The organism is Alcaligenes parafaecalis, assembly GCF_026344135.1.
In the GTDB taxonomy this organism is placed as follows: domain Bacteria; phylum Pseudomonadota; class Gammaproteobacteria; order Burkholderiales; family Burkholderiaceae_B; genus Alcaligenes; species Alcaligenes parafaecalis.
Window position 1 is genome coordinate 112,264 of sequence record NZ_JAPKNA010000006.1, and the last position, 14,468, is coordinate 126,731.

The following is a 14,468-nucleotide window of genomic DNA, read 5'->3' on the forward strand; positions in this document are numbered from 1 at the left end:
AGGCTCTTTCAAACAGCAAAAAGTGACAGGGAAGATAAACTACGGCACAGTAGAAAAAAGCGCCCGATATTTAGCTAATAATGATTAATGAATATGAATCTCAAGCCCTACTTGCCACTGGCTCCTCTTAGAAAAAAAAATCCCAGTCTGATTGCAAGTCTGGGATTATTGATGGGCCTGACAACCGTAAGCCTGACGAGTTGGGCGGACGCACCCTTGCGGGGTAATCCCGTCGACTCTTTGCCGCCCATTAATGCACCAAGCCCCGCTACTCGCACTCCATCCTTGAATATTCCGCCTGCGGCGGCCCAGACTCAATTGCAGCAGCAACTTCAGCAACAATTGGTGGTGCGCAGTTTTGATGTCAGCGGTAGCCGCAGCATTCCCTTTGAGCAAATCACAGGCATTTTGGAACCCTTGGCCGGTAAAACCGTCACCATTGCCCAGCTCATCACTGAAGTGAATAAAATCACCGCCTTGTATCAGCAACAGGGCTACCCCTTGTCCTTTGCCATCTTGCAGCAGCAGGACTTCTCCAAAGGACATATCAAGGTCACGGTAGTTGAAGGGCATGTCGGCAGTGTCCGCATTGAAGGGGATCCGGGCCGCAGCCAGGCTCGTATTGAGCGCATTGCTCAAGCGATGGTGGACGAAAAACCATTAAGCCAACGCACGCTGGAACGCACCATGAACCTGCTGCGTACGGTGCCTGGCTTAAAGATCGACCCCAAGCTGGACATGCCTGTGCGCACCGACGGTGCTTCTGAACTCGTCATTAATGCACAGCACAAATCGTTCAGCGCCAATGCCAGCGTGGCAGAGATGGGCTCCAGCAAGCAGGCCCTGGTGCAACTCAGCGCCAACAGCCTGACACCTCTGGGTGAAGAGCTGAAGCTGACTGCCGCCATCCCCACCAGCTCCGAGGACGTCAAGTACGTCAGCGGGAATCTGACCATTCCTCTGAACGCAGATGGCCTGGCTTTGGAGATTGATGGTTACCACTATCGATCCACCCCGCGTGACGAAGTGCTGGAGAGCCAGGGCTGGAATCGCAAGGTGATCAACGAGCGCCTTGGGGCGGCAATCAGCTACCCCTTTATCCTGAATAATCAGCGCAGCCTGAAAGGCACGGCAGGCTTTTATGCCAGTCGCTCTCTGGATGACTACACGCATAAGACACTGGACAATGTCTGGATTGAAAACACCACTGACGTCCGCGCCCTGAAAGCTGAAATGCGCTATACCGATGCCTCGCCACGCCAATCCCGGGAGGTCAATCTGGGGGTATACAAAGGCCTGGATGCAATGGGTGCCCGCAAAACCCTGAACACCTATTTGCAGCGCGACGCCGAATCTGATCTGGACCTGAACTTCACCCGCTGGACAGCCTCTGTCAAGCAGAACCTGGTTTTGCCTGGCCAATTCGGTATGAGCCTCTCGGCCAGTGGTCAGTACAGCTCCAATGTGCTGCCCAACTCCGAGCAAGTTTCCTTTGGAGCCTGGCGACACGGCTATGGCTATCCGCAAGGCGAGATGGCGGGGGATAAGGGTGTGGGCGCCACTCTGGAAATAAACCGGCGCTTTACCAACTCCTCCACCTGGCTCAACAGCATTCAGCCTTACATTGCCTATGACTGGGCTCGGGCCTGGTACAACCTGGAGCGCTTGAACAGCTATAACAACCGCCGCCTGCGCTCGGCTGCCATTGGTGTGCGGCTGTCCAATAACAAACACTATTTATTTGATATCAACATTGCCAAGCCACTGGGCGATCTGCCGGTCAACTCGGATGAGCGCAAACTTCGTCTGAACACCAACTTCCTGTTCTTCTACGACGGATTCTAAGTTCTACTCCTGCGCGAGCTCCGTTGCTCCTGTTTGTCTCCTCTGCCCCCCCTCGGCCATCGCAAGATGGCCTTTTTTATGCTCCATCCAGGCCTATTCGGACCCCAGGTGTTACGAAAAACGTTACGTAACGGGAACGGAACACCTGGCACAAAATGCCCGAAACACGCTTGAACCTGCTCAGAATCCACTCAAAACCATCACACCACAAAAAACAAAACCCGAGCCAAACCATTGATTAACAATAATAAAAAATAAAATAAATAACAAAAAACAAACCTGGCACAGAGATTGCTTCATGTCTATCAACAGCCCATCAAGGGCGTGCTTACACTTCAAATCGGAGTCAGACATGAAAGCAAGGAATTCAGCAAGAAAAGCCTCGGTACAACGCACATTGCAACGTACTGTTGTGGCCACATTGGTCATCAGCGCCGCCGTCCTGGCAGGTTGCTCCTCGCGCGGTGGAGTACGCGACGGCATGGAAGTCGCCGTACGTCCGCCGGTTGTTGATCCCAATCTGCCTAACCCCGGCGACGGTGGCAATAACGGCGGAAATAATGGGGGTAATAACGGTGGGAACAATGGCGGGAACAACGGTGGCGGCAACGGCATCACCGAAAATGCCCTGGGTAATCTGGGCAAGGCTGTCGACAATGTAGTCCCACTTAACCTGGGCAAAACCGGCACTCAACTGGGTCAAACTCTGGACGGTGCGCTCAAACCCGTCACCAATATCGTTACGGACACAACACGCACCGTGGGCGGGCTTACCGGTTTGGGTCAACCGATTAATGGTCTGACAAATCAAGTCGGTGGCGTCGTGACCAATCTGGGAGATCAGTTGGACAAGACTGGCCTGCCGTTGAATCTGGGTAAAGGAGCAGGCGGCCTGCTCTCCCATTTGGGCCAAGCCGTCGGTTCGGCGGGTGGCTTGCTGGTCAACGATCCCAAGAACACCAACCCACTTGGCAATACCCTGTACCACGCCACGAAAGGCGTAGAAGTGCTGACAGGCTCCTTGCTGGGTGAAGGCAGCCTGCTGCATCCGCTGACGGCGCAACTGGGCCTGGGTGGAATCTTGCTGGCTGACGGCGGTGAGCCTGTTCTGAAACCTGCGCTGGGCAATGTCGGACAAACCGTAGACAACATTCTGCCTCTGGGCCTGAACCCGATTCTGGGTGATGTCGGTGGCGCTCTGGACAATACCGTGGCACCTGTCGTTGCCACCGTCACCAATGTGACGCAGCAAGTGGGCGATGGTTTGGGTGTTGGCCCGCCCATCAACGCCTTGCTGGGCGGTGTGGGCAGCGCCCTGGGTAATGTGGGCACTCAACTGGATAGCGCGGCCCCTCTGGGTCTGGGCGGTGTGATCGGAAACTTGGGTCAGGCCGTTGCCTCGGTCGGCGGTCTGGTTCACCAAACCGATAGCAATACAAACCCGCTGGGCAACACACTGAATCACGCTACACAAGCCGTCGCTTCACTGACAGGCGGATTGGGCGGGATTACGGGTGGCGAAGGTGGCGGCTTGCTCGCTCCAGTCACTGGATTATTGGGCGGCCTGGGTGGTGGTGACGGCGCAACCGGCGGTCTGCTGGCTCCAGTCACCAATCTGGTCGGTGGTTTGACCGGTGGCCTGGGTGGTGGTGATGCAGCTAACGGTGGCTTGCTGGCTCCTGTCACTAACCTGGTTGGCGGATTGACCGGAGGCCTGGGCGGTGGCGACGCAGCTAACGGTGGCTTGCTGGCTCCTGTCACTAACCTGGTGGGTGGTTTGACCGGCGGACTGGGTGGTGGTGATGCAGCTAACGGCGGCTTGCTGGCTCCCGTCACTAACTTGGTTGGCGGTTTGACCGGTGGCCTGGGTGGTGGTGATGCAGCTAACGGCGGCTTGTTGGCTCCCGTCACTAACCTGGTTGGCGGTTTGACCGGAGGCCTGGGCGGTGGTGATGCAGCTAACGGCGGCTTGCTGGCTCCTGTTACCGGCATTCTGGGCGGGGTCACAGGCAGTGTTTCGATTGGCGGTGGCGCAGCCGCCGAAGGCCAGGCAAGTGGTGGCTTGTTGACACCGGTTACCGGCCTGGTTGGTGGCCTGGTCGGTGGTCTGTTGGGAGGTGGCCGGAAATGATGAATAAAGTCATGAACCCGGTCAGTTTGCCAGTGAGCTTTCATCCTGGCGCGCAAAGCGCCGGGAGCCGCTCCAACTGGTCCTCCCATAACGATGAGCACAGTGTGCTGTCAGAAAAAATGCTGATGGATCTGGGCAAAATGCTGGGTCGTCAGTTCACCATCTACGCGGAGGCCCTGAAAGCCAGTCTGGCCGAACAAGCCAGCATGCCCTTGAATGACTTCAAGGCACTGGAATACATCATGGAGTTCGATGCCCTGCCTACCGGACAGCTCGCCCACCTGATGGATCTGAGTGCCAGTGGTGTCAGCGCCCTGATCAACCGCCTGGAACACCGGGGCTACATCACGCGCGGTCGTCACCCCTTGGACAAACGGGTGATTGCTCTGCACCCCGTGCAGGACAAATGCCGCGAAGTTCTGGCCCTTAAAGAACGGGCGATCAATCAGGCGATCAACACAGCGGCGAACCAAAACCCGGCACAACTCATTGCCATGTATGACTTTCTGGTCGACAGCATGAGCACCTTCAGGCAAAACACCAAAGACTGGCTGGATGCCAAGGCACTGGTGCCACGAGCATCCTGATCCCGCTGCTCTACCCACTCCGAACCGCTGCTTGTCAGCGGTTCTTTTTTTGTTACGTAACACGTTCCGCCCGAGCCCCAAAACCCGTAACAAATAGCCCTCTTTTTTTCTTGTACTTTCTGCCATTCCCAAGCGGAATGCGGCTTGCAGGGAACCCCATAAATTGGCACGCGAATTGCTTCACTAGATTCAGGAAGCAAGCAAGTACCCCGATCATTTATTGGAGCAAGCAATGCATAAAAATACAGACAGCAAGAAACCAGGCCTGCGCCTGACTCTCCTGGCCACCCTGATGGTCAGCACTTTGGCCTTGACCGCCTGCGGTAGCACCACTGGCGGCGGCTCCTCGGGAGGTTCCGACAACTCCGTCCCAACCAATCCAGACCCTGGCACCGGCGGTGGTACAGGTGGTGGAGATAACGGTGGTGGCACCGGTGGCGGCGACAACGGCGGTGGTGACAACGGCGGTGGCGACAACGGCGGCGGTGACAACGGCGGTGGTGACAACGGCGGTGGCGATAATGGCGGTGGCGACAACGGCGGCGGTGACAACGGCGGGAACCCTCCTACTCGCACTCCCGGCGCACTGGAAACCACTCTGAATAACGTAGGCGAAGCTGTCGATAACATGTTGCCAATCGGTCTGCAAGACACCGGCGGCAAGCTGGGCAAGACACTGGATACCGTAGTCGCTCCTGTTCTGGACACAGCCACAGGCCTGACTCAACAAATTGGTGGCGCTACTGGCTTGGGCCAACCCGTAAACAGCCTGCTCGGTCAGACTGGTGGCGTAGTTGCCAATCTGGGCGAACAACTGGGCAATAGCGGCCTACCTCTGAATCTGGGTCAAGGTGTAGGCGGTCTTTTGAGTGGTTTGGGCAATGCAGTGGGTAGTGCAGGCGGCTTGCTGCATGCTGACGCTAACAACCCCAAACCATTGACAGCCGTGCTGGGCCACGCAACTGGCGGCGTTGCCGCTCTGACCGACTCCCTGCTGGGCGAAGGCAGCTTGTTATACCCCATCACCGGCCAACTGGGTCTGGGTGGTTTGCTGAACGGCACGGACGCCCCCGCTATTCTTGAGCCCTCCTTGGCCAACGTGGGGCAAACCGTCGATAACATCTTGCCGATTGGCTTGAACCCAATCCTGGGCAATGTCGGCGAAACCCTGGATACCGTAGTCGCTCCTGTAGGTGCCACGGTCACTCATGTCACTCAACAAGTGGGTGACGGCCTGGGCGTTGGGCAGCCAATCAATGCCTTGCTGGGCGGAGTAGGCAGCGCCCTGGCCAATGTGGGTACTCAAGTGGATGGCGCAGCCCCTCTGGGTCTGGGCGGTGTAGTCGGACATTTGGGTCAGGCCGTTGCCTCGGTCGGTGGCCTGGTTCATCAAACCGATAGCAATACGAACCCGCTGGGCAACACCCTGAACCACGCTACACAAGCCGTCGCTTCCTTGACTGGCGGACTGACGGGCAATGGCGAAGGCGGCTTGCTCTCCCCTGTCACCGGTTTGCTCGGCGGCCTGACAGGCGGCTTGGGTGGTGGTGATGCTGCCAACGGTGGCTTGCTGGCTCCTGTCACAGGCCTGCTCGGTGGTTTGACAGGTGGCTTGGGCGGTGGCGAAGGTGCCAACGGTGGTTTGCTGGCCCCTGTCACCAATCTGGTCGGTGGCTTGACTGGCGGACTGGGTGGTGGCGATGCGGCTAACGGCGGCTTGCTGGCTCCCGTAACAGGTCTACTCGGTGGTTTGACGGGTGGTTTGGGTGGTGGCGAAGGTGCCAATGGCGGTTTGCTGGCTCCTGTTACTAACCTGGTTGGCGGCTTGACCGGCGGACTGGGTGGTGGCGATGCAGCTAACGGCGGTTTGTTGGCTCCAGTTACCAACCTGCTCGGTGGCTTGACCGGTGGTCTGGGTGGTGGCGACGCAGCTAACGGCGGATTGCTGGCTCCTGTCACTGGCCTGGTAGGTGGTTTAGTCGGCGGCGTGGGCGGCGGAGCAACGGTCTCGGTAGACGTGAGCGCCTCTGGCGGCGCGGCCGCAGGCGGTGGCGCCGTCGCAGGTGCCAACGGCGGCTTGCTGGCTCCAGTTACCGGCATCCTCGGTGGCTTGCTGGGCAGCCCTCGATAAGCGAGAGGATGGGGCGTACCCCGCCCCATCCCTCAATCCCAGGACCTCTCGCATCTCACCCCGACCTGTCTGAGCAATCCTGATCTTTAGATGGAGTAAGTCATGACGACAAAGACACGTTTTACATCCAGCAGGATCGTTTTGCTCAGCCTGACAGCCAGTCTATTTTCAGCGACGGCCCAGTCGGATTCACTAAGTACCACTTACTTCACCCCCCCTCCAGGGGCGACACTGCAAAACCTTGATAGAACTATAAATCATGTCTTTCCCCAGCGACCTTCGTACCTCCAACTCGATCAGCCTGAGCTAGTAGATACATTAGAGCAGCTCAAGAACTACGAAGCCCGCATCAGGGATGCCATTGATATTAGCTATGTCACTTCATCAACGGGGAAAGAGGTTTCCCTGTACGCAGGCGATTCTATCGATGTACTAGGACGACTTATCGAACAGCCTGATCTGCCACTAGACCTGAACGAAGTCTCTGGAACTCTGGTCAGAGGCATAGGTAATACAGTACGCAGCGTTGGAGGCGTGCTCTATGATGACCCGAACAACCGCTCCCCATTGACATCCGCCCTGGATTACGCAACGGGTGGGCTTGCAAATGCGACCGATATCCTCTTCCAGAACAACGGCCAGTTGCAACTATTGCAAGGTTCTCCAGGCAGCAGCCTGCTAACCGGCAATGAGTCATCTACCAGCTTACTCGCTCCTGTAACGAATCTGGTTAATGGACTGAATGGCAACATGTCCACTGACTCAGCAGCGAACAATGGCTTACTGGCACCGGTCAATCAGTTAATAGCCGGGCTTACTGGTGCCGTACCCACAGCAGGCTCTGGCAACACTGGCGTACTGCAACCGGTAACTGGCCTGGTCAACGGTTTACTAGGCGGTCCACCGCGCTAAGGACATTTGCGTATGCCCAATAAACAGCCCCTGACAACTGAATGGACCGAGCCAGAAGCAAGGGACGAAGTTTTGTCAGGGCATATGCAAAACGATATTGTGCGCATGATGCTGCGCCAGTTTGATGTGTACCTGGAAGCGAACAAGCACCAGTTGGCGCAGGCAGCGGGTCTGAGTCTGAATGAGTACAAGGCACTGGAATTTGTGCTGGAGCTCAAACCTCTGTCCCCCGGCAAGCTGGCCCAATTATTGAACCTTAGCCCCAGTGGTACCCAAGCCTTGGTGACGCGTCTGGAAAATGCGGGCTACTTGCTGCGCAAGCCGCATCCGCGCGATGGGCGCATGACCAGCCTGTATCCCCATCACGAACGCTGCAAACGCTTGATTGCCTCTATGGACCAGCCCGCGCATCAGATCATGAATGCCACGGCACACTACAGCACCAGTCAGTTAACGGCTTTGCATGACTTTCTGCTCAAGAGTCTGAACCATCTGCGTAACGAGGCCTTGGACGGATTGAAACGCAAAGCCAATTAAAAGCGGCGTCGTTTTCTTGCTGTTTTGCCCACCAGTGCCCCTGGTGGGCTTTTTTTTGTTAAGCCCCGCTAATTGCAGGGAGCGCTGCCTACCCAGCTAAACGGCCCCATGCTACAAAAGACACTGGTCGGCCTGGCTGGCTTTTTCATCGCTAAAACCGTAAGGATGTATTCATGAAACTCTCGGTACTGATTGCCGCCCTGCGCTTGCGCCATCTGGCAGGGGCCGCGCTGCTGTCCAGCTCGCTGGCAGCCTATGCTCTGCCCGCTGGTCTGGCCCAAGGCCCCTCTGTCGAAGGCGTCACTCAATACACGCTGGACAATGGCCTGCGCCTTGTTCTGGCCCCCGACGATTCCAAACCCACCACCACCGTCAACATGACGTATCTGGTCGGTTCCCGACATGAAAATTACGGGCAAACCGGCATGGCTCACCTGCTGGAACACATGCTGTTTCGCGGCACGCCCACCTTGCGCAATGCACTGGGAGAATTTTCCAAGCGCGGCCTGGAAGCCAACGGCACCACTTCTAGTGACCGTACCAATTACTTTGCCAGCTTTGCAGCAGATCCCGAAACCCTGAAGTGGTATCTGGACTGGCAGGCCGACGTGATGGTCAACGCCCTGATCGACAAGCAGGATCTGGTGGCAGAAATGCCGGTGGTGCGTAATGAAATGGAAAGCGGTGAAAACAGCCCTTTCCGTGTTCTGATGCAAAAGCTGACGGCCGCAGCCTACCAGTGGCATAGCTATGGCAAAACCACCATTGGTGCCCGCTCGGACGTAGAGAATGTGGATATCGAGCAGCTTCGCAAGTTCTACCACGACTACTACCAACCTGATAACGCGGTGCTCTTTGTGACCGGGCAGTTCGATACTGAGCAGACTCTGGCAAACATTGCCAAGGCTTTTGGTTCTATTCCCAAACCGACCCGTACCCTGCGTCCTGAATACACGGTTGAACCAGTACAAGATGGCACACGTACCGTTACCTTGCGTCGTCACGGCGGCACGCCGCTGATCATGTCGCTGTACCACCTGCCCAGCGCCGCCAGCCCAGAGTATATGGACCTGAGCCTGGGGATCAGCGCCCTGGGTGATACCCCCAGCGGGCAGTTGTACAAGAATCTGGTCAACAAGAATTTGGCCACCAGCGTGTTCAGCTTCGATTCGGAAAGCCACGACCCCGGCTACGCCCTGTTTGGTGCCGAGCTGAAACAAGACATGGATCAGCAAAAAGCCTTGAAGGCCATGAATGACACGCTGGAAGGCTTGGCCAAGTCCCCCCTGAAAGATGCCGATCTGGAACGTATCCGCAGCCAGTGGATGACGGGCTGGACCCAGACTTATGCCAATCCGGCCGGGCTGGCCAGTGCTCTTTCTGAAGCCGCTGCCAGTGGCGATTGGCGCTTGTTCTTCCTGCAGCGTGATCGGGTAGAAACCGCCAAGCTACCACAAGTTCAAAAAGCGCTAGAAACCTGGCTGGTAGCCAGCAACCGCAGCAACGGCTTGTACATCCCCACAGAAAAACCTGTGCGTGCACCTGAAGCCAACGTCGTCGATGTTGCCAAACTGGTGCAAGACTACACCGGCAAGGACAGCGGCAAAACGGTAGAGGCCTTTGACCCCAGCCCCGCCAACATCATGGCCCGCACCGATCTGCAGCCTTTATCTTTGGGCAAGGATCTGGGCGAAGTGAAGATGGCACTACTGCCTAAAGGCACTCGCGCTGACCGTGTAGAAGCACGCTTGTCCTTCAAATTTGGTTCGCCCGATCAGCTCAAGAACCAGACGGCTGCCGCCGCTGCCGTTGCCAGCCTGCTGACAACAGGCACCAAGACACTGAACCGCGAACAGATTTCCGATCAGTTCACCGCTATGCAAACTCAGTTCAGCACCAGCGGTTCCAATGGTCGCTTGTACCTGACGCTGTCCTCCAACCGTGAGAACCTGCCCAAAGCCATTGCTCTGGCGCTGGACGTGCTGCGCAACGCAAACTTCCCCGAGGACGAGCTAAAGAAATATCAGCAAGCCGTGGTCACCGATCTGAAATCGGCCAGTACTGAGCCTGCTGCCTTGGCAAGCCAGACGATCGAACGCTATACCAACCCATGGCCCAAAGACGATATCCGCTACACGCCCAGCTTTGAAGAGGGCATAGAACGGGTGCAAGCCGTTACGATCAAGCAGGTGCGGGACTTCCATCAAAAATTCTACGGTACGGGCGATGTCGCCTTTAGCGCCGTAGGTGACTTTGACAAGGAAGAGGTTCGCAAGGCTTTGGCTGATGGTTTGAAAGGCTGGCGCAAAGCCCCGACCTACCAGCGTCCGGATGATCCTTTGCAAACCGTTGCTCCCAAGGTGTTTGACATCAACACCCCGGACAAGGCAAACGCCTTCTATCTGGCCGATCTGGGCCTGAAGCTGCAAGACAGCGATGCCGACTTCCCGGCAGTCTATCTGGCCAACTACTTGCTGGGGCTGTCTGAGACCTCGCGCCTGTGGAACCGCGTACGTGTGGAAGATGGCTTGTCCTACAACGTACGTAGCCAAGTGGATGCGTCCAGCTATGAGCCGAATGGTTCGTGGACGGTATATGCCATCCACGCTCCCAGCAATAGCGAAAAGCTGAGCAAAACCATTGATGAAGTACTGACTCAAACACTGAAAGATGGCTTTAGTGAACAAGAGGTCAAGGAAGGCGTGAATGCCTTGCTGAACTACCGCCGCTTGTCGCGTAGCCAGGACACGGTGGTCAGCAGCGCGTGGCTGAACTATCTGGATCTGGGCCGCAGCTTTGAATGGTCGGAGAAAATGGACCAGGATCTGCAAAAGCTCAATGCGGAACAGGTCAATGCTGTTCTTCGTAAATACCTGAAGCCCAAGGACATGGTCGTGGCGATTGCCGCTGACCACGAGCGTCAGAAGCAAGGTGCAGCGGCTCCTGAAGCCGAGGCAAGCGAACAAGCTCCCACTCCTGCATCGACGACCCCTGCTGCACTGGAAGCTCAACACTGATAGGTGAAGTACAAGGCTTGCTCAGGCAGGCATAAAAAAGCCCGGTACTTTCGTACCGGGTTTTTTATTTCGCTTTCCCTTGCAGGATTCAGGAGAAGAAACCCTTCACCTTGTCTGTCCAGGATTCGCTTTTGGGTGAGTGCTTGACGCCACCATCGCTCAAGGCCTGTTCAAACTGACGCAGCAATTTCTTTTGCTCGTCGTTCAGACGCACAGGGGTCTCGATTTGAATGTGGCAATACAAGTCACCGGGGTAGCTGGAGCGCAGGCCCTTGATACCCTTGCCGCGCAAGCGGAACGTCTTGCCCACTTGGGTGCCTTCAGGAATGGTGATTTCGCCACGCCCTGTCAGGGTAGGTACTTCCACCGTTCCACCCAGCGCTGCCGTGGTGAATGGGATAGTCAGCTCGCAGTGCAGATCCTCGCCGTCACGCTGGAAAATACCGTGCGGTTTGATGCGGATTTCCACATACAAGTCACCGGCAGGACCGCCGTTGACGCCAGGCTCGCCATTACCGCTGGAGCGGATGCGCATGCCATCATCAATACCGGCTGGAATCTTGACCTGCAAAGTCTTGGTCTTTTTGACCTTGCCCTCACCGTGACACGCCACGCAGGGGTCCGCAATTTCCTTGCCGCTACCGTGACAGGTCGGGCAGGTTTGCTGCATGCTGAAAATGCCCTGCTGCATACGGACAGCGCCACTGCCTTGGCAGGTACGACAAGTCTGTGCAGAGGTACCGGGTTTGGCACCCGAACCCGAGCAGGTTTCGCAGTTTTCCCAGCTTGGTACGCGAATTTCAGTATCAAAACCGGCCGCTGCCTGCTCCAGGCTGATGTCCAGCGAGTAGCGCAAATCTGCACCGCGGTATACCTGAGGGCCACCGCCGCGACGTCCGCCGCCACCACCGAAAATTTCGCCAAAAATATCACCAAAGGCGTCTGCAAATCCGGCCCCGCCCATGCCGCCACCCATACCGCCCATGCCAGCGTTGGGATCGACTCCGGCATGACCATAGCGGTCATAGGCTTCGCGTTTCTGTTCGTCGGACAGGATCTCGTACGCTTCCTTGGCTTCCTTGAACTTTTCCTCGGCGTCCTTGCTATCCGGATTACGGTCAGGGTGGAACTTCATGGCCAGCTTGCGATACGCCTTGCGGAGTTCATCCTGCGTCGCATTTTTGGCCACACCGAGAATTTCGTATAAATCGCGTTTTGCCATGTTTGATTAACGACGTCTAAACGCCGCTGATTGAATAATAATGCCCGATCTCCAGCGTATGCCGCCAAAGATCGGGCCAGGGAACCTTACTCAGGCTCGCAATTACTGATCGCGTTTGACTTCTTTAAAGTCAGCGTCGACCACGTTCTCGTCGGCGGGCTGCTGGGCCGTACCTTCAGCACCTTCTTGTGCTGCGGCTTGAGCCTGCATGTCGGCGTACATCTTCTCGCCCAGTTTCTGCGAGGCTACACCCAGTGCTTCCACCTTGGCGTCGATGGCTTCCTTATCGCCTTCTTTCAGAGTTTCCTCCAGGTCAGCGATTGCCTTTTCTATGGCTTCTTTCTCTTCCGCTTCCAGCTTGTCGCCATAGTCCGTCATGGACTTGCGAGTGGAGTGGATCAAGGCTTCAGCCTGGTTGCGAGCAACCGCCAGTTCAGCGATACGGTGGTCTTCAGCCGCGTTCACTTCGGCATCTTTCACCATGCGCTCGATCTCCTCGTCGGACAAACCAGAGTTTGCCTTGATGGTGATCTTGTTCTCTTTGCCTGTGCCCTTGTCTTTGGCGGACACGTGCAAGATACCGTTGGCGTCGATGTCGAAGGTCACTTCAATCTGTGGCAGGCCACGTGCTGCTGGTGGAATACCTTCCAGATTGAACTCGCCCAAAGCCTTGTTACCGGCAGCGATTTCGCGCTCGCCCTGGAATACCTTGATGGTCACAGCAGGCTGGTTATCGTCAGCCGTGGAGAACACTTGCGAATGACGCGTAGGAATCGTGGTGTTCTTCTGGATCATCTTGGTCATGACGCCACCCAGGGTTTCGATACCCAGGGACAGAGGAGTCACGTCCAGCAGCAAGACGTCAGTACGGTCGCCCGACAAGACGGAACCTTGAATGGCTGCACCAGCGGCCACGGCTTCGTCAGGGTTGATGTCTTTACGTGGTTCACGGCCAAAGAACTCTTTAACGCGCTCTTGCACCTTGGGCATACGGCTCATGCCGCCGACCAGGATCACGTCGTCGATTTCTGAAACCTTCACACCAGCGTCCTTGATAGCAACGCGGCAAGGCTCGATCGTGCGTTCGATCAGGTCTTCAACCAGCGCTTCCAGCTTGGAGCGGGTGATCTTCAGGTTCAAGTGCTTGGGACCGGAAGCGTCTGCCGTGATGTAAGGCAGGTTGATTTCGGTCTGCTGCGTCGAGGACAGTTCGATCTTGGCTTTTTCAGCGGATTCTTTCAGACGCTGCAAGGCCAGCACATCTTTGGACAGATCCACGCCGCTTTCTTTCTTGAACTCGGCAATGATGTAGTCGATGATGCGCTTGTCAAAGTCTTCGCCACCCAAGAAGGTGTCGCCGTTGGTCGAGAGCACTTCAAACTGTTTCTCGCCATCGATATCAGCGATTTCGATGATGGAAACGTCGAACGTACCGCCGCCCAAGTCATACACAGCAATCTTGCGATCACCCTTTTCAGCCTTGTCCAGACCGAAAGCCAAAGCCGCAGCGGTTGGCTCGTTGATGATGCGCTTGACTTCCAGACCGGCAATGCGGCCTGCATCCTTGGTTGCCTGACGCTGGCTGTCGTTAAAGTAAGCAGGCACGGTAATCACGGCCTCGGTTACTTCTTCGCCCAGGTAGTCTTCGGCAGTTTTCTTCATTTTGCGCAAGATATCGGCAGACACTTGCTGAGGAGCCATCTTCTTGCCTTGAGCTTCCACCCATGCGTCGCCGTTGTCGGCGGCAACAATGGTGTAAGGCACGTGGTCGATGTCTGTTTGTACGGCTTTTTCCGTGAACTTACGGCCAATCAAACGCTTGACAGCGAAGATGGTGTTCGTAGGGTTGGTAACAGCCTGGCGCTTGGCGGGTGCGCCAACCAGGATTTCACCGTCCTGCATGTAAGCCACGATGGAAGGGGTCGTGCGACCGCCTTCGGCATTTTCGATAATACGAACCTGGTCACCGTCCAACACCGATACACAGCTATTGGTGGTTCCAAGGTCAATACCAATGATTTTGCCCATGATTTTTTACCTGACTAAAAGATTGATTGCGAAAGCAAATTGTTTGATGAAATGCATA

General features: G+C 56.4%; 9 protein-coding genes. 7 read left to right on the top strand and 2 right to left on the bottom strand.

Translation table 11 applies throughout. The features are described 5' to 3' along the window. The first annotated feature begins 171 nt into the window (after nucleotides 1–171). From OSH09_RS16795 to OSH09_RS16825, 7 genes are all read left to right on the top strand, one after another. Complete coding sequence (locus OSH09_RS16795; protein WP_243430304.1) at nucleotides 172–1,845, top strand: ShlB/FhaC/HecB family hemolysin secretion/activation protein; 1,674 nt, start codon at nucleotides 172–174, stop codon at nucleotides 1,843–1,845. Between the two features lie 352 nt (nucleotides 1,846–2,197). Next, nucleotides 2,198–3,976, top strand: a complete 1,779-nt coding sequence (locus tag OSH09_RS16800) for a collagen-like triple helix repeat-containing protein (protein ID WP_266121622.1) — start codon at nucleotides 2,198–2,200, stop codon at nucleotides 3,974–3,976. Next, on the top strand, nucleotides 3,973–4,563 hold the full coding sequence (locus OSH09_RS16805) for a MarR family winged helix-turn-helix transcriptional regulator (protein WP_243430306.1): 591 nt from the start codon (nucleotides 3,973–3,975) through the stop codon (nucleotides 4,561–4,563). The genes OSH09_RS16800 and OSH09_RS16805 overlap by 4 nt, the downstream gene beginning before the upstream one ends. 232 nt (nucleotides 4,564–4,795) lie before the next feature. Beyond that, on the top strand, nucleotides 4,796–6,694 hold the full coding sequence (locus tag OSH09_RS16810) for a collagen-like triple helix repeat-containing protein (protein WP_266121623.1): 1,899 nt from the start codon (nucleotides 4,796–4,798) through the stop codon (nucleotides 6,692–6,694). A gap of 102 nt (nucleotides 6,695–6,796) precedes the next feature. After that, nucleotides 6,797–7,606: a hypothetical protein gene (locus tag OSH09_RS16815; RefSeq protein ID WP_266121624.1), complete on the top strand. Its 810-nt coding sequence runs from the start codon at nucleotides 6,797–6,799 to the stop codon at nucleotides 7,604–7,606. 12 nt (nucleotides 7,607–7,618) lie between these two features. Beyond that, on the top strand, nucleotides 7,619–8,143 hold the full coding sequence (locus OSH09_RS16820) for a MarR family winged helix-turn-helix transcriptional regulator (protein WP_266121625.1): 525 nt from the start codon (nucleotides 7,619–7,621) through the stop codon (nucleotides 8,141–8,143). Nucleotides 8,144–8,316: 173 nt separating this feature from the next. Continuing rightward, nucleotides 8,317–11,160 carry a M16 family metallopeptidase gene (locus OSH09_RS16825; protein ID WP_266121626.1) on the top strand — a complete coding sequence of 948 codons (2,844 nt, stop codon included), beginning with the start codon at nucleotides 8,317–8,319 and terminating at the stop codon, nucleotides 11,158–11,160. An 88-nt stretch (nucleotides 11,161–11,248) separates the two neighbouring features. On the opposite strand, the gene dnaJ is transcribed toward OSH09_RS16825, so the two are convergent. Together dnaJ and dnaK are read right to left on the bottom strand one after the other, a co-directional pair. After that, nucleotides 11,249–12,382, bottom strand: a complete 1,134-nt coding sequence (gene dnaJ / locus OSH09_RS16830; protein WP_266121627.1) for a molecular chaperone DnaJ — start codon at nucleotides 12,380–12,382, stop codon at nucleotides 11,249–11,251. A 102-nt stretch (nucleotides 12,383–12,484) separates the two neighbouring features. Then, entirely contained in the window at nucleotides 12,485–14,410 is a 1,926-nt protein-coding gene (gene dnaK, locus OSH09_RS16835) for a molecular chaperone DnaK (protein WP_207875468.1), read from the bottom strand. Nucleotides 14,411–14,468: the final 58 nt, after the last annotated feature.